Here is a 15,325-nt window from a genome sequence, read left to right on the forward strand (position 1 = left end):
CCCCCATTCCCGGTAGCGGCGCGCCAGCGCCCGCGCCGACGGACACAGCACTTTCGGCAATTCACAGCGCGCGTATAGCTGCGCATAGCGCTTGCGGTTGGGCGGCGTGGCCACCACGATGTGACGGATCATCGACCACTTCACGCTGTCGCGGCCGCCATCGAGCGCGCCGCGCCGATCCCTTTCGAACCAGGTCCGGCGCGCGTAGCGCCACAGGCTCAAGGGCGTGGACAGGTCCAGCAGGATCAGACCCGTCGCACGCGCCAGGCGTTGCGGCAGACAAGAGGAATAGTTGCCATCCATCACCCAGCGCTCGCCGGCGATGGCGGCGTCGTGCAGCGTCAGGAATTCCCCGGCGGGACGCGGCTGCCAGTCGGTATGCGGCAGATGGTAGAGACGGTCGAGATGGATGGGCTCCAGGCCCTGTTTCGCCGCGATGGCATCGGCCAGCGTGGACTTGCCGCTGTTGGACGGGCCGAGGATGCAGATGCGCGGGCCTAGCGTGTCGAGGTTCATGGACGGCGGGATGGGGAAAGAGCGGCAGGCGGTCGCCGCCGGCCCGGCGGCGCCATGATGCGCCGCGCGCGCCGTCGCGGTGCCGCGCATGCACCAAGGTGGTTCAGGCGACGCGCCATGATAGCCCCGCCCCATGCGGCGCAACGCCGCCTGGCCGCCTGGCACGGGTCTTGCTTGACTGGGATGCAGGCTTGTCCACAAGCGCCTGCCCATTTCCGACCAGGAGCCCGCATGTCCCGCAACACCGATCGCCTCGCGCCCCACACCTTCAACGCCACCCGCCGCCGGCTGCTGCGCGGCGCCGCGCTGGGCGCCGCCACGCTGGCCGCGCCGGCACTGGCGCGGGCGCAACCGGGCCCGGTCATCCGCATCGGCTACTGGCCGGTCGCGGCGGGCCTGCCGTTCTATGCCGCGATCGAGAAGGGCTACTTCAAGGAAGCCGGCCTGAACGTCGAAGCGCTCAAGTTCGCGGGCGCGCAGCAAGTCATGGAAGCCATGCTGGCGGGCCGCGCCGACGGCAGCGCCAACGGCACTGGCTCGGCTAACCTGGCCATCGGCGAGATCGCCTCGCCCGGCCTGTTCAAGATCTTCGCGTCCAACCCCAGCAACGCCAAGAACGTACTGGACGAGTTCATCGTCGCGAAAGACAGTCCCATCCAATCCATCGCGGACCTCAAGGGGAAAAGGGTCGGTTCCGGACCCGGCATCCAGAATGCCACGCTGGCCAAGGCCGTGCTGGAGCGCGCCGGCGCAACCGGGGCGACCGTGGTCGAACTGGCGATCAGCCAGCACGTGGCCGCGGTCGCCGCGGGCCAGCTGGATGCCTGCTACACGCTGGAGCCCACCGGCACCGTGGGCCGCCTGAACGGCACCACCCGCGTGCTCGAGGCGGGCGTCATCGCCAAGTACGTGCTGGGCGATCCGATGGCGCCCTGGTTCGGCGGTTCGGCCTCGCTGACCACCGCGTTCCTGAAGAAGCATCCCGAGGAAAGCCGGAAATTCATCGCCGCTTATGCGCGCGGCATCGAACTGATCCGCAACCAGCCGAACGAAGCGCGCCCGTACATGAAGGGCTATACCGCCATCGAGGGCCCCATGACCGAGGCGGTGCCGCTGGCCGCCTACACGCTCTACAACGAGTTCAGCCCCAGCGATATCCAGTACTTCCAGAAGTTCTTCGACCTGTTCGCCGACAAGGGCATCTTCGCCCAGAAGGTCGACGTGGCCTCGATGCTGTACAAGGGCTGAGCCATGGACGCGATCACTTCGAGCCGCGGGGGCGCGGCGCAGGCCGCCGGCGCCCGCCACGCGGCCATCGCGGCGCAGGCTTCCCGCGCCCCGCGAACCTGGACCGCCGCGCGCCTGCTGCCGCTGATCGGTCCGCTGGCGCTGTACATCGTGTGGGACCTGGTGGTGCGGCTGCAGCTGGTCAGCCCGGTGCTGCTGCCCACGCCCGGCGCCACATTGGTGGCGCTGGCCAAGGGCATGGCCGGCGGGCCCTTGCTGGGTGACTTCCTCGCCTCGGTCAACCGGACGCTGCAGGCATTCGTCATCGCCGGCGTGATCGGCGTGCCGCTGGGCGTTCTGCTGGGCAGCAACGAGAAAGCCTACCGCAGCGTCGAGTTCCTGGTGGACTTCTTCCGTTCGACGCCGTCGTCGGCGCTGATCCCGCTGTTCCTGATGATCTTCGGCGTGACCGACATGAACAAGATCGCCATCGCCGCCTTCGCCGCGGTGCTGGTCATCCTGTTCAACAGCGCCTACGGCGTCATCAACGCGCGCAAACAGCGCGTGATGGCGGCGCGCGTCATGGGCGCCTCGCGCTGGCAGATCTTCAAGGACGTGCTGATCTGGGAAAGCCTGCAGCCGACCTTCGTGGGCCTGCGCAGCGGCGTGTCGATGGCGCTGGTCATCGTGATCGTGGCCGAGATGTTCATCGGCTCGGACAGCGGGCTGGGCAATCGCATCATCAACGCGCAGCAGGTGCTGAATGTGCGCGACATGTACGCCTCGATCCTGGCCGCCGGCGCGCTCGGCTATGTCCTGAACATTCTCTTCCTGCTCATGGAAAAGCGCGTCGTCCACTGGAGTGGCCGGTAATCATGTCCACCGTCATCAACCCCGCCATCGCGCCATCGCCCGCCCCCGCGCCCTTCGTGCCGGGGCCGGCCGGCACCCACATCACCATCCGCGGCCTGACCAAGTATTTCGCCGGCTGGCCGCTGTACGAGGACTTCAACCTCGACATTCCCAAGGGCAAGATCGTCTCGGTCTTCGGCCCCAACGGCTGCGGCAAGTCCACGCTGATCAACATGATCGCCGGCCTGATTCCCATCGATGCCGGCGAGATCCTGTTCGACGGCAAAGCGCTGGCGCAGACCAAGATCGGCTATGTGTTCCAGAACTACCGCGAGGCCATGTTCCCGTGGCTGCGCACGATCGACAACATCGCCTATCCGCTGCGGCTCGAGGGACGCGGCAAGGCCGAGGTCGACGCGCGGGTCGAGGAGCTGGTGGCTTCGTTCGACGTCAAGTTCGATCTCAAGCGCTACCCCTACGAGCTGTCCGGCGGACAGCAGCAGACCGCCTCGATCATGCGCGCGCTGGCGCCGGGACCCGAGGTGCTGTTCCTGGACGAGCCGTTCTCGGCGCTGGATTTCGAGATGACGCTGTTCATCCGCGAAAAGCTGCAGGAAGTCTTCATGCAGACCGGCACCACCATGCTGCTGGTCTCGCACGATCTGGAAGAAGCCGTCTACCTGGCCGATCAGGTGCTGCTGCTGACCAAGCGCCCCACGCGCGTGGCCGAGATCCTGGACTACGGCGATGCCCGTCCGCGCACCGTCGAGACCCTGACCGAACCCAGCTTCATCGACATGAAGAAACTGAGCCTGGAGATCTTCCAGCGCGAAGTGCGCCGCTAGCGATACACGCCCCACAGGAGCAATCCGCCATGACCCAGGAAACCATCGATCAATACGTGCGCAGCGCGCTGGCGCTGGCCGGCTATGCCCTGCGCGAGCCGGCCACGGCCGAGGTGGCGCAGCAATTCGCGCGCATCCACGACATCGCCTCGACCTTCATCGATGAGGCCCTGCCGGTGGAACTGGAGTCGGCCTCGGTGTTCCGCCCGTGAACAGCGTCGCCCTCGGCCTGGCGCGGCAGATCCGCGACGGCGAGCGCAGCGCGTCGGCGGTGCTGGAGGCCACGCTGGCGCGCATCCGCGAGGCCGACCCGCGCTACCACTGCTTCACCAGCGTCACCGAAACCCGCGCCCGCCAGGAGGCCGCCGCCATCGACGCGCGGCGCGCCCGAGGCGAAGTCCTGCCGCCGCTGGCCGGCGTGCCCTATGCGGTCAAGAACCTGTTCGATACCGCCGACGAGGTCACGCTGGCCGGCGGCCGCGTCAACGCCGCCAACCCGCCCGCGCGGCGCGATGCCGTGCTGGTGGCGCGGCTGCGCGAGGCCGGCGCGGTGCTGGTGGGCGCGCTCAACATGGACGAGCACGCCTACGGCTTCACGACAGAGAACTCGCACTACGGCGCCTGCCGCAATCCGCACGACACCGCCCGCATCGCCGGCGGCTCGTCGGGCGGTAGCGCCGCGGCGGTAGCCGGCGACCTGGTGCCGCTGACGCTGGGCTCCGACACCAACGGCTCGATCCGCGTGCCTGCCGCGCTGTGCGGCGTGTTCGGCCTGAAGCCGACCTTCGGCCGCCTGCCGCGCACCGGCTCGTTCCCCTTTGTCGGCAGCCTTGATCATCTAGGCCCCTTCGCGGCCGACGCAACGGGCCTGGCCGCGGTCTACGACGCGCTGCAAGGCCCCGACGCGGGAGACGGGGCCTGCGCCCAGTATCCGGCCGAACCCACGCTGGCGGCGCTGGCCTCGGACCGCCCCTTGCGCGTGGCCGTGCTGGGCGGCTATTTCACCCACTGGGCCGGCCCGGAGGCGCGCCAGGCCGTGCAACTGGCCGCGCGCGCGCTCGATGCCGCCGATATCGTCGAACTGGCCGGCGCGCAGCAAGCGCGCGCCGCCGCGTTCGTGATCACCGCCGCCGAAGGCGGCGCGCTGCATCGGCGCCGCCTGGTGACGCATTACGACTACTACGAGCCGTATTCGCGCGACCGCCTGGTGGCGGGCAGCCTGGTGCCCGCCGCCTGGGTGCAGCAGGCCCAGCGGGTACGCCATCGCGTCTACCGCGACGCGCTGGCGCTGTTCGCGCGCTACGACGTGCTGATCGCGCCCGCCACGCCGGTGCCCGCCACGCCCATCGGCGCCCAGGACCTGATGCTGGCCGGCCAGTGCCTGCCGGCCCGCGCCAGCATGGGCCTGCTGACGCAGCCCATCTCCTGCCTGGGCCTGCCCGTCTGCGCCGCGCCCGTCTGGCCCGGGATCGGCGCAGACGCCCATCTGCCGCTGGGCGTGCAACTGATCGCCGCGCCGTGGCGCGAGAGCGATTGCCTGCTGGCGGCCAGGCGGCTGGAGCGGGCTGGCGTCGCGACGGTCCGACAGGTCATGCCGACGCCGTTTCGGCGCCTCCAGGCGCCTTCAAATCCAGCCACGCCACCAGCAGAAAGCCACCCGTGAGCCCCAGATGCTCGAAGAAGGCATTGGCGGCCATGAAGCGTTCCTGCCCGACAGGCAGCTCCCAGAAACGCAGCGCCATGCCGGTCGCCGCCAGCGTGAAGAGGGCCAGCGCCGCCGCGCCGAGCCAGCGCAGCCGGCCCGTCAGGATCATGGCGGAAGCGATCAGCTCGAGCGCGATCACCAGCACGGCGTACACCGGCGCCGGCGACAGGCCGAAATGCGCCATCTCGCGCAGGGCGCCGGGAAAATCCGTCAGCTTCACCAGGCCGCCCTGCAGATAGGCGGCGCACAGCCCCAGATAGGCCAGGAAACGGATCGCGGCCGAACCGAACAGCGGACGCGCCGCGCCGGCGAGCCGCCGTTCCCATGCAGAAGGTGCGTTCATGGCGGCGCCCCTCACACGGCCCAGCAGGAGCAGCCCAGCGCGCCGAAGAAGCCCGACAGGTCCGAGCTGGGCGCCTGCGCGCCCCAGGCGCGCGCATGCTCGTGGCCATGCACGCCGCAGGCGCTGGCGCAGCCGCAGGCCGCCATGTTGCGATAGCCCAGCGAATTGCGGCCGGCGCCATCCGGATCGCCCCAGGCGGCGTAGCCGCCGAACAGGCGCGTGGGCGACCAGTCCGGCATGGCGGGCGGCAGCGGGTTGTCGTCCAGCGGACCGAACTCGCCGGCGCCGTAGACGACGCGGCCGCCGACCACGGTCAGGTCCGAGGTCAGAAACGAGATCTCGTCCTCGGCGCAGCTGAAATAGTCCTTGTCCGGCACGATGAAATCGGCCAGCTGGCCCGGCTCGATGCGGCCGCGCTTGCCTTCCTCGTTGGAGAACCAGGCCACGTTCTCGGTCCACATGCGCAGCGCGGTCTCGCGGTCCAGGCAGTTGCGCGCGGGATAGAGGCGCGTGCCGCCGACGGTCTTGCCGGTGACCATCCAGGACAGGGACACCCAGGGGTTGTAGGACGCGACGCGGGTGGCGTCGGTGCCGGCCGACACCTTCACGCCGCGCGCCAGCATCTTGGCGACGGGCGGCGTGGCCTCGGCCGCCGCCGCGCCGTAGCGCTCGATGAAGTACTCGCCCTGGTAGGCCATGCGGTGCTGCACGGCGATGCCGCCGCCCAGCGCGGCGATGCGATCGATGGATTTGTCGGAGATGGTCTCGGCGTGGTCGAAGAACCAGTTCAGGCCGGTCAGCGGCGTGTCGCGATGGACTTTCTCGAAGACATCCAGCGCGCGCGCGATGGTCTCGTCATAGGTGGCATGCAGGCGCCAGGGCCAGCGGTTCTGCGCCAGCACGCGCACCACTTCCTCCAGCTCGCCTTCCATTTCCGGCGGCATGTCCGGCCGCTCGACGCGGAAGTCCTCGAAATCGGCGGCCGAGAACACCAGCATCTCGCCGGCGCCGTTATGACGGAAGTAGTCCGTGCCCTGCTTGTACTGCACGCTGGCGGTCCAGTTGAGGAAGTCCTCCTTCTCCTGCTTTGGCTTCTGCGTGAACAGGTTGTAGGCCAGCCGCACGGTCATCTGATTGTCGTCGGCCAGCCGCTGGATGACGGCATAGTCGTCGGGATAGTTCTGGAAGCCGCCGCCGGCGTCGATCACGCCGGTCACGCCCAGACGGTTCAATTCGCGCATGAAATGGCGCGTGGAATTGAGCTGGTAGTCGAAGGGCAGCTTCGGCCCCTTGGCCAGCGTGGCGTACAGGATGGTGGCGTTGGGCTTGGCCAGCAGCAGCCCGGTGGGATTGCCCTGCGCGTCGCGCAGGATCTCGCCGCCCGGCGGATTGGCCGTGGTCTTGGTGTAGCCCACCGCGCGCAGCGCCGCGCCGTTGAGCAGGGCGCGGTCGTACAGGTGCAGGATGAACACCGGCGTGTCGGGCGCGACGGCGTTGAGTTCCTCGATGGTGGGCAGGCGCTTCTCGGCGAACTGATGCTCGGTGAAGCCGCCCACCACGCGCACCCACTGCGGCGCGGGCGTGATGGCGACCTGACGCTTGAGCATGGCCATGGCGTCGGCCAGCGAGCGCACGCCGTCCCAGCGCAGCTCCATGTTGTAGTTCAGGCCGCCGCGCACCACGTGCGTGTGGTTGTCGTACAGGCCGGGCAGGACGGCGCGGCGCTTCAGGTCGACGCGCCGCGTGCCGGCGCCGGCCAGCGCCAGCACCTCGGCATCGTCGCCGACCGCGACGAAACGGCCGTCCTTGACGGCGACGGCGCTGGCCCGCGGCCGGGAACGGTCCAGCGTGGTGATGCGGCCATTGTGGAAGATGACGTCCGGCGTGGCGGTGGTCATGGCGGTTTCTCCTTGGAATCGGGCAGGGGCGCGAAGGCTCAACCCTGGTCGGTGTTCTGGTCTTGGCGTTGGGGCTGGGCCTGCCGGCCGGGCAGCTGCCCGAACAGATGGCTCACGGTCTTTTCCTTGTCGCAGGCGGCGGCGAAGGCCGAGCCGTTGAGCATATGCTTGCCCACCGGAATCAGCTGTTCGCCCACCAGGATGCCAAGCAGGCCGACCAACGCCACCAGCGGCGGCGCGGGCGAACGCACTTGCAACAGGCTATAGACCACGCCGACCAGCAGCCCGGCGCCCAGGGATAGCAGATAGATCTTCATTTGGATAGTCGTCCATTCACAATTGCGGTTCATGCCAGCGTGTCCGCCAGCAAGGCTTCAACATCATCCAGCGCCGTGATGCGCAGCGTGGTTTCGTCGCGGATGGCGGCGCCATCGCCATCTTCGAGCGATACATCATTGACGGTCAGCCGCCCCTTGGACGCGACCAGATAACCGCGACGTGCACCGCCGGCGAACTGATAGGTGGCCGCCTCGCCCGCCTTGAGCGCGACGGCCAGCACGCGGGCATCGCTACGGATCGGCAACGCATCCTCGTCGCCGGCGATGCCGCTGGCCAGCGTCAGGAAATGACCGTGGCAGGCATCGCGGGCGAAGGTCTTCCTGCCCCAGCTGGGCGGCGCGCCGCGCCGGTCCGGCTCGATCCAGATCTGGACCGCGCGGGCCGGGCCGCCCTCCATATTGAACTCGGCATGGGTCAGGCCGCTGCCCGCGCTCATGACCTGCACGTCGCCGGCCCGCGTGCGGCCCCGGTTGCCCAGGTCGTCCTCGTGCGTCAGCGCGCCCAGGCGCACGCAGGTGATGATCTCCACATCCGTATGCAGCAGCGGCGGAAAGCCCGAGTCCGGCGCGAGGGTCTCGTCGTTCCAGGCGCGCAGCGCGCCCCAGCGCATGCGCGCGGGATCCTGGTAGCCGGCGAACGAGAAATGATGCGTCACGTCGAACCAGCCGCGATGGGCATGGCCCAGGCTGGCGAGAGGACGGCGTTCGATCATGAGAGGGCCTCTGGAAGTCGGAAGTGTGCGGATTCGATGCGCCGAACCGGTAGCTGCTGCCTATGCCTTGCCGCCGGTCCAGCACCGTGGCGTCAGTGTTTCAAGGCCAGGAAGTGATGCACCTCGGGCTTGTCCGGCCCGACATGAAAGCGCAGCGCTTCGGCTTGCAGGTCCGCGTCGGCGTGCGATACGCGATGATGCTGGCGCAGATGCTCGGCCCAGGATTCCACGAAGAACCATTCGACCACCCGCTCCGCGTCGCCCGTATGCTCGACCACGCCCCAGGCATAGGCGCCATCGCGCAGGCGCTCCTGCGACAGGCGCTTCATGGCGGCCAGGAAGGCGGGGCGGTCGGCCTGACGGATGCGGTACTCCACCTGCACCAGCACCGGGCCACGATCGTGCGCCACCGGCTCGGCGACCAGCGGCTCGGGCCAATGGTTCGATGCCTGCAGATCGGCCTCGCCCACCGGCAGGCGGACGCGGTGGAACAGCAGCGCGACCAGGACCAGGCCGGCGGCGCTGGCCGCCAGCGCATAGGGCACGCCGATTTCGCGCGCCACCAGGCCCCAGCCCAGGCTGCCCGCCGCCATCGCGCCATTGAACACGGTCAGGTACACCGCCAGGCCACGGCCGCGCACCCAGTTGGGCAGGATGGCCTGGGCCACGCTGTTGAAGGTGGTGAGCGCCGTGATCCAGCCCATGCCCAGCACGACCAGCAGCAGCACGGCCAGCCACTTGGGCGGCGCGAACACCAGCGCCGCCATCACGGCCGCGCTGGCCACGGACGCCAGCAGCACCAGGCCGTCCGCGTCCAGCTTGCCCAGGCGCGGCAGCAGCAGCGCGCCCAGGATCGCCCCCGCGCCCACCGCGCCCAGCAGCACGCCGTAGAAGCCCGAGGATCCGCCCAGCATCTGGCGCGCCACCAGCGGCAGCAAGGCCCACACCGCGCTGGCGAACAGGAAGAACACGGCGGCGCGCAGCAGCACGCGGTGCAGCTCCTTGCTGGCCCGCGTATAGCGCAGACCGGCGCGGAACGCGCCCAGGAAGTTCTCCGACAGCGCGCTGTCGGCGGCGGCGGGACGCTTCCACCACAACAGGGCGGCGATCACGAACACATAGCTGAGCACGTCCATGCCGTAGGTCACGGCCGCGCCGAAACTGGCCAGGATCAGGCCGCCGGCGGCCGGGCCGATGGCGCGGGCGATATTGATGCCCAGCGAATTGAGCGCGACCGCGCCCTTGAGATCGGCGCGCGGCACCAGCTCGGGCACGATCGATTGCCAGGTCGGCCCCATCAGCGCCGCGCCGATGCCGCCGACGAAGGTCAGCGCGATCAGGTAGTCGACCGTCAGCGCGCCGGTGTGCGACAGGAGCAGCAGCGTGCCGCTGACCGAGGCCAGCAGCAGCTGCACGAAGATCAGGAAGCGGCGGCGGTCCAGGATGTCGGACAGCACGCCGGCCGGTATGGCGAGCAGGAAGATGGGCAGCGTGGCGGCGGTCTGGATCAGCGCCACGGCGGTCGGGCTGGCCGACAGGTCGGTCACCAGCCAGGAGCTGGCCACGTCGCGCATGAAGCTGCCGACGTTGCCCAGCACCGTGGCCGCCCACAGCACGGCGAACACGGGCTGGCGCAGCGGCGCGAAGCTGCCTGCCGGATTAGGGGTGTTGCCGTGCGGCATGGAACGCTCCTGGATCGTTTGGGGTCGCCAGGGGCGTTCATCGCGCCGCCTGCGGTGTTCGGAAAAGAGTCGCGCCGGGCTGGCGGCTTACTTGGCCGGGTTGGGGCCGATGCGTTCGCCGTGCGTCACGCGCTCGGCCAGCTTGTGCACATGGGTGACGGCGTAGTCGATGCCCATGCCGTAGGCGCCGGAGTGTTCCTTGGCGATGCCGGTCACGGCGTCATAGGTTTCCTTGCGCGCCCAGTCGCGCTGCCATTCCAGCATCACCTGCTGCCAGGTCACCGGCACCACGCCGGCCTGGATCATGCGGTCCATGGCGTACTTATGGGCGTCGGCCGAGGTGCCGCCCGAGGCGTCGGCCACCATGTAGATCTCGTAGTCGCCTTCCAGCATGGCGCACAACGCGAAGGTGGTGTTGCAGACCTCGGTCCACAGGCCGGCCACGACGATCTTCTTGCGGCCGTTGGCGGCCAGCGCGTCGCGCACGTTCTGGTCGTCCCACGAGTTCATCGAGGTACGTTCCAGGATCTTGTGGTCGGGGAACACGGCCAGCAGTTCGGGAAAGGTGTTGCCCGAGAAACCGTCGGTTTCCACGGTGGTGATGGTGGTCGGGATGTTGAACGCGCGGGCGGCCTTGGCCAGGCCCACCACGTTGTTCTTCAGCGTCTGGCGATCGATCGACTGCACGCCGAAAGCCATCTGCGGCTGCTGATCGATGAAGATGATCTGGCTGTTTTGCGGGGTCAGGACTTCGAGGTACTTGTTGGCGGACATGGCGGGTCTCTCTTTCAGGAAATCGTTCAGGGAATGCGGCGGCATGAATTCGGGGCAACGCGCGGGCCGTCCGGGCCCGCGCCGTCAGATCGTGTCGGAAGCGCCGCTTGAAGCTCTCGTGCACGTCGTCTGTCGGTAAAGGCATATTAGGGATCGGCCAGGCGCCTGAGAATCCGCGCCATGGAATTCCATCCTTTCCATTTTTTGCATGCTCCCTGTGACGGAGACGTTTTCCAGGCCCGCCAGGCCGATGTTTTCTTGTTCGTCACATAGGCAACCGCTATCATCGACGCGACTGTTATTGCGAGAATCAGATATGAACAAGCTGCCGGATCTGGAAGGGTGGGCGATCTTCGCCAAGGTCGCCGACACCGGCTCGTTCGCCAAGGCGGCGGCCGAGCTGGCCCTGTCCCAGGCCACGGTGTCCAAGGCCATCACGCGCCTGGAAACCAAGATGAAGACCATGCTGTTCCACCGCACCTCGCGCAGCATGTCGTTGACCGAGTCCGGCTACGCGGCGCTGGAACGCGCCGCGCGCATCCTGGAAGAGGGCGAGGCGGTCGAGGCCGAGGTGACCGAGAAATCGACCAGCCTGCACGGCAAGATCCGCCTGTCGGCGCCCATGTCCTTCGGCGTCACGCACCTGGCGCCGATGCTGCCGCCGTTCATGCAGGCGCATCCCGAGGTGGAACTGGAGATCGAGTTCAGCGACAAGCAGTCGGACCTGGTGTCCGAGCGCTTCGACCTGGCGCTGCGCATCTCGAACTTGGTCGACTCCACGCTGCTGGCCCGGCGCCTGTGCTCGGTGCGCATCCTGCTGGTGGGCTCGCCTGCCTACTTCAAGCGCGCGGGCCGACCCAGGCATCCGCGCGACCTGGCGCAGCACACGGCCCTGCAATACATGTACGCGCGCAACGGCGCGAACTGGCGCTTCCGCCACGAGACGCACGGCGAGTTCTCGCAGGCCCTGCCGACGCGCCTGAACGTGAACAACGCCGAAGCCCTGGCGCCGGCCTTGCGCGCCGGCAATGGACTGGCCCTGCAGCCGGAGTTCCTGGCCTGGGAAGACCTGCAATCGGGCGTGCTGGAAACGGCCATGGATGACTGGCGGGTCGATCCGATCGCGCTGCATATCGTCACGCCGCCAGGGAGACGGCGTCCGGCCCGGGTGCAGGCGCTGATCGAGTATCTGGCGGAGCGGTTGACGGCGCAGCCTTGGGCGAGTGACGTGCAGGGGTAGGGTGCGAAAACCAAGGCGGGCGACCCCCGCACCTATGGGCTGAGCGCGAGCGTGAAGTTCTGAGTCCGACAGGCCGGAGGCAACACGTCAGGCGTCCGACCATGCGTTGTACGAGCCGAACGCCCAGACGTGGCCCTCGGGGTCCTTGCAGGAGTAGCCACGGCCGCCGTAGGGCTTGTCCTCGATGGCAATGACGACCTGTGCGCCGGCCGCCACCGCTCGCTGGTAGTGCGCGTCGGGGTCGGCAACGTAGACGATGATCTCGGCGCTGCCGACCCCGCCCAGTTCACGCGGGGACTTGCACAGGCCGGGAAACGGGTAGCGCTCCCCGGAGCTGAGCATGATGCCGCCGTTGCCCAGCGTCAGATGCGCGTGCGCGATCGTGCCGTCGTCTCCCGGCACAAGCGTGCGCGTCTCGAAGCCGAAGGCGCGGCAGAGCCATTCGATCGCGCCGGGCGCATCGTGGTAGAGCAGCCCGGGGGTGATGGTGGGGTGTGACATATCGCCTCGCTGTTTCGACGTGACGCCTGGACGCCGCCCGCCATGAAGGGGAACCAGCCAATTCCCGCACGATACTCCTCGCTTGAATCCGGGCGAAGGGCAAAAAAAAGCCCGGGAAGATCCCGGGCTTTTCCACTGACGCTCGGCGGCGACGCTTACACGTCGATATTCCCCGCCGACAAGGCATGCGCCTCGATGAAGTTGCGACGCGGCTCCACGTCATCGCCCATCAGCGTGGTGAAGACCTCGTCGGCCGCGATGGCGTCCTCGATCTGCACGCGCAGCAGGCGGCGCACCTTGGGGTCCATGGTGGTTTCCCACAGCTGCTCGGGGTTCATTTCGCCCAGGCCCTTATAGCGCTGCTTGGAGATGCTGCGGTCGGCTTCGCTGCGCAGCCACAGCATGGCTTCGCGGAAGTCGGACACGGTCTGCTCCTTGCGCTTGTCGCCTTCGCCGCGCGCGGCCAGCGAACGCGGCAGGACCTTGCCGGAGAAGCTCTTGGCGGCGCGCGACAGCACGCCGTAGTCGGAGCCGTTGATGAAGTCCGCGTCGATGATGCTGACGCGCACGTTGCCGTGGTGCATGCGCTGGATCGACAGGCGATGGCGCTCGGTGGCCGGGTCGAACTCGGCCACGATCTCCACGCCATTGCCGCTGACCGGGTCGCGCAGCGCGCCGGCCAGGCGCTTGGCCGAGTCGGCGGCGGCTTCGGCCGTGTCCAGGTTGATCTCGACGCCTTCGGCCATGGCCGACAGCGCGGCCGGGTCGAACACGCGTGACAGGCGCGCGATCACGCCGTCGGCGGCCACGTACTGGCGGGCCAGGTCGTTGAGCTCTTCGCCGCGGATGATGTTGCCACCGGAGATGATCTCGGCGTCCTTCAGGGCCAGCTGCAGCATGAACTGCGCTTCTTCCTGGTCATCCTTCAGATAGCGCTCTTCGCGGCCGACCTTGACCTTGTACAGCGGCGGCTGGGCGATGTAGACGTAGCCGCGCTGCACCAGCTCGGGCATCTGGCGGTACAGCAGCGTCAGCAGCAGGGTGCGGATGTGCGCGCCGTCGACGTCCGCGTCGGTCATGATGATGAGGCGGTGGTAGCGCAGCTTGTCGACGTTGAAGTCGGGGCCGATGCTGGTGCCCAGCGCGGTGATCAGCGTGGCGATCTGCTCGCTGGCGATCAGGCGGTCGAAGCGCGCCTTCTCGACGTTCAGCACCTTGCCGCGCAGCGGCAGGATGGCCTGGAACTTGCGGTCGCGGCCCTGCTTGGCCGAGCCGCCTGCGGAGTCGCCCTCGACGATGTACAGCTCGCACAGCGCCGGGTCTTTTTCCTGGCAGTCGGCCAGCTTGCCGGGCAGGCCGGCGCCTTCCAGCACGCTCTTGCGGCGCGTCATCTCGCGCGCCTTGCGCGCGGCTTCGCGGGCGCGGGCGGCCTCGACGATCTTGGCGCACAGCGCCTTGGCGTCGTTGGGGTGTTCCAGCAGCCAGGTTTCCAGCGTGCGGGCCACGGCTTCTTCGACGGCCGGGCGCACTTCGCTGGAGACCAGCTTGTCCTTGGTCTGGCTGCTGAACTTGGGTTCGGGCACCTTCACCGACAGCACGCAGGCCAGGCCTTCGCGCATGTCGTCGCCGGACGTCTCGACCTTGGCTTTCTTGGCCAGCTCGTTGTCGGTGATGTACTTGTTGATGATGCGGGTCATGGCCGCGCGCAGGCCGGTCAGGTGCGAGCCGCCGTCGCGCTGCGGGATGTTGTTGGTGAAGCACAGCACGCTTTCGCTGTAGCTGTCGTTCCACTGCATCGCCACTTCCACGCCCACCGTCACGCCGCCGGCCGAGGACTCGGTGGTGACCGAGAACACGTTCGGGTGCAGCACGGTCTTGCTGCGGTTGATGTATTCGACGAAGCCCTTCACGCCGCCGGAGAAGGCGAAGTTCTCTTCCTTGCCCTGGCGCTGGTCGATCAGGCGGATCTTGACGCCGTTGTTCAGGAACGAGAGCTCGCGCAGGCGCTTGGAGAGGATCTCGTAGTGGTACTCGATGTTGTTGAAGATGATCGGGTCGGCCAGGAAGCGCACTTCGGTGCCGCGCTTGTCGGTCGTGCCGGTCACGGCCAGGGGCGCGACGCGCTCGCCCTGGCGGAATTCCATCTGGTGCACTTCGCCGTTGCGGCGGATGGTCAGGCGCAGCCATTCGGACAGCGCGTTGACGCAGGACACGCCCACACCGTGCAGGCCGCCGGAGACCTTGTACGAGTTCTGGTCGAACTTGCCGCCGGCGTGCAGCTCGGTCATGACGATTTCGGCCGCGCTGCGGTGGAATTCGTCGTCCTTGTGGATGTCGGTGGGGATGCCGCGGCCGTTGTCCGTCACCGAGATCGAGTTGTCGGTGTGGATCGTGACGACGATGTCGTCGCAATAGCCCGCCAGGGCTTCGTCGATGGCGTTGTCCACGACCTCGAACACCATGTGGTGCAAGCCGGTGCCGTCGGAGGTGTCGCCGATGTACATGCCGGGGCGCTTGCGCACGGCCTCCAGCCCTTTGAGCATCTTGATCGAGTCAGCGCCGTAGCCGCTGTTCTCGGGAGTGGTGTTCTGCTGATCTGACATGTCTGTTTCGATAAAGCTTTAAAGAACGGCCTGGCGGCCGGACCGCCGGCGGGCGCGCTGGCCCGCGGGCGGCACAAACCCACGTAAT

15 protein-coding genes are annotated in these 15,325 nt (G+C 68.2%); 6 read left to right on the forward strand and 9 right to left on the reverse strand.

The features are described 5' to 3' along the window. Positions 1–516: P-loop NTPase family protein (locus tag AC6LJ5_RS00005; protein ID WP_498139513.1), on the reverse strand; the 516-nt coding region annotated here is incomplete at its 3' end. Between the two features lie 231 nt (positions 517–747). Here AC6LJ5_RS00005 and AC6LJ5_RS00010 point away from each other — a divergent pair. The 5 genes from AC6LJ5_RS00010 to AC6LJ5_RS00030 are packed head-to-tail and all read left to right on the forward strand — an operon-like array spanning position 748 to position 5,103. Then, positions 748–1,764: an ABC transporter substrate-binding protein gene (locus AC6LJ5_RS00010; RefSeq protein ID WP_498139514.1), complete on the forward strand. Its 1,017-nt coding sequence runs from the start codon at positions 748–750 to the stop codon at positions 1,762–1,764. Positions 1,765–1,767: 3 nt separating this feature from the next. Then, positions 1,768–2,616 (forward strand): ABC transporter permease, encoded by an 849-nt coding sequence (locus AC6LJ5_RS00015; RefSeq protein WP_498139515.1) that lies wholly within the window; start codon positions 1,768–1,770, stop codon positions 2,614–2,616. A gap of 2 nt (positions 2,617–2,618) precedes the next feature. After that, positions 2,619–3,440 (forward strand): ABC transporter ATP-binding protein, encoded by an 822-nt coding sequence (locus tag AC6LJ5_RS00020; protein ID WP_498139516.1) that lies wholly within the window; start codon positions 2,619–2,621, stop codon positions 3,438–3,440. A gap of 29 nt (positions 3,441–3,469) precedes the next feature. Further along, positions 3,470–3,652, forward strand: a complete 183-nt coding sequence (locus AC6LJ5_RS00025; RefSeq protein ID WP_498139517.1) for a DUF4089 domain-containing protein — start codon at positions 3,470–3,472, stop codon at positions 3,650–3,652. Beyond that, positions 3,649–5,103, forward strand: coding sequence for an AtzE family amidohydrolase (locus tag AC6LJ5_RS00030; protein ID WP_498139518.1), 1,455 nt, complete (start codon positions 3,649–3,651; stop codon positions 5,101–5,103). Before AC6LJ5_RS00025 ends, AC6LJ5_RS00030 begins: the two co-directional genes overlap by 4 nt. On the opposite strand, the gene AC6LJ5_RS00035 is transcribed toward AC6LJ5_RS00030, so the two are convergent. From AC6LJ5_RS00035 to AC6LJ5_RS00060, 6 genes are all read right to left on the reverse strand, one after another. Then, entirely contained in the window at positions 5,030–5,488 is a 459-nt protein-coding gene (locus AC6LJ5_RS00035) for a DoxX family protein (protein WP_498139519.1), read from the reverse strand. The two genes, AC6LJ5_RS00030 and AC6LJ5_RS00035, sit on opposite strands and share 74 nt — an antisense overlap. A gap of 11 nt (positions 5,489–5,499) precedes the next feature. Then, positions 5,500–7,386, reverse strand: a complete 1,887-nt coding sequence (locus AC6LJ5_RS00040) for an amidohydrolase (protein ID WP_498139520.1) — start codon at positions 7,384–7,386, stop codon at positions 5,500–5,502. Positions 7,387–7,424: 38 nt separating this feature from the next. Further along, complete coding sequence (locus AC6LJ5_RS00045; RefSeq protein ID WP_103271824.1) at positions 7,425–7,703, reverse strand: XapX domain-containing protein; 279 nt, start codon at positions 7,701–7,703, stop codon at positions 7,425–7,427. Between the two features lie 29 nt (positions 7,704–7,732). After that, positions 7,733–8,437 carry a pirin family protein gene (locus AC6LJ5_RS00050; protein WP_498139521.1) on the reverse strand — a complete coding sequence of 235 codons (705 nt, stop codon included), beginning with the start codon at positions 8,435–8,437 and terminating at the stop codon, positions 7,733–7,735. A 92-nt stretch (positions 8,438–8,529) separates the two neighbouring features. Then, on the reverse strand, positions 8,530–10,119 hold the full coding sequence (locus AC6LJ5_RS00055) for an MFS transporter (protein ID WP_498139522.1): 1,590 nt from the start codon (positions 10,117–10,119) through the stop codon (positions 8,530–8,532). Between the two features lie 87 nt (positions 10,120–10,206). Then, on the reverse strand, positions 10,207–10,893 hold the full coding sequence (locus tag AC6LJ5_RS00060; protein ID WP_392412563.1) for a hydrolase: 687 nt from the start codon (positions 10,891–10,893) through the stop codon (positions 10,207–10,209). 316 nt (positions 10,894–11,209) lie between these two features. Here AC6LJ5_RS00060 and AC6LJ5_RS00065 point away from each other — a divergent pair, with 316 nt between their 5' ends. Then, the gene (locus AC6LJ5_RS00065) at positions 11,210–12,133 is read left to right on the forward strand and encodes a LysR family transcriptional regulator (RefSeq protein ID WP_392412565.1); all 924 of its coding nucleotides are present in this window, start codon (positions 11,210–11,212) and stop codon (positions 12,131–12,133) included. Positions 12,134–12,220: 87 nt separating this feature from the next. Here the strand turns inward: AC6LJ5_RS00065 and AC6LJ5_RS00070 are convergent, their stop codons facing one another. Then, the gene (locus AC6LJ5_RS00070; RefSeq protein ID WP_498139523.1) at positions 12,221–12,634 is read right to left on the reverse strand and encodes a VOC family protein; all 414 of its coding nucleotides are present in this window, start codon (positions 12,632–12,634) and stop codon (positions 12,221–12,223) included. A gap of 155 nt (positions 12,635–12,789) precedes the next feature. Further along, the gene (gyrB, locus tag AC6LJ5_RS00075) at positions 12,790–15,237 is read right to left on the reverse strand and encodes a DNA topoisomerase (ATP-hydrolyzing) subunit B (RefSeq protein WP_392412568.1); all 2,448 of its coding nucleotides are present in this window, start codon (positions 15,235–15,237) and stop codon (positions 12,790–12,792) included. Positions 15,238–15,325 lie beyond the last annotated feature (88 nt).

This window comes from Achromobacter sp. 1011791174 (assembly GCF_059760925.1).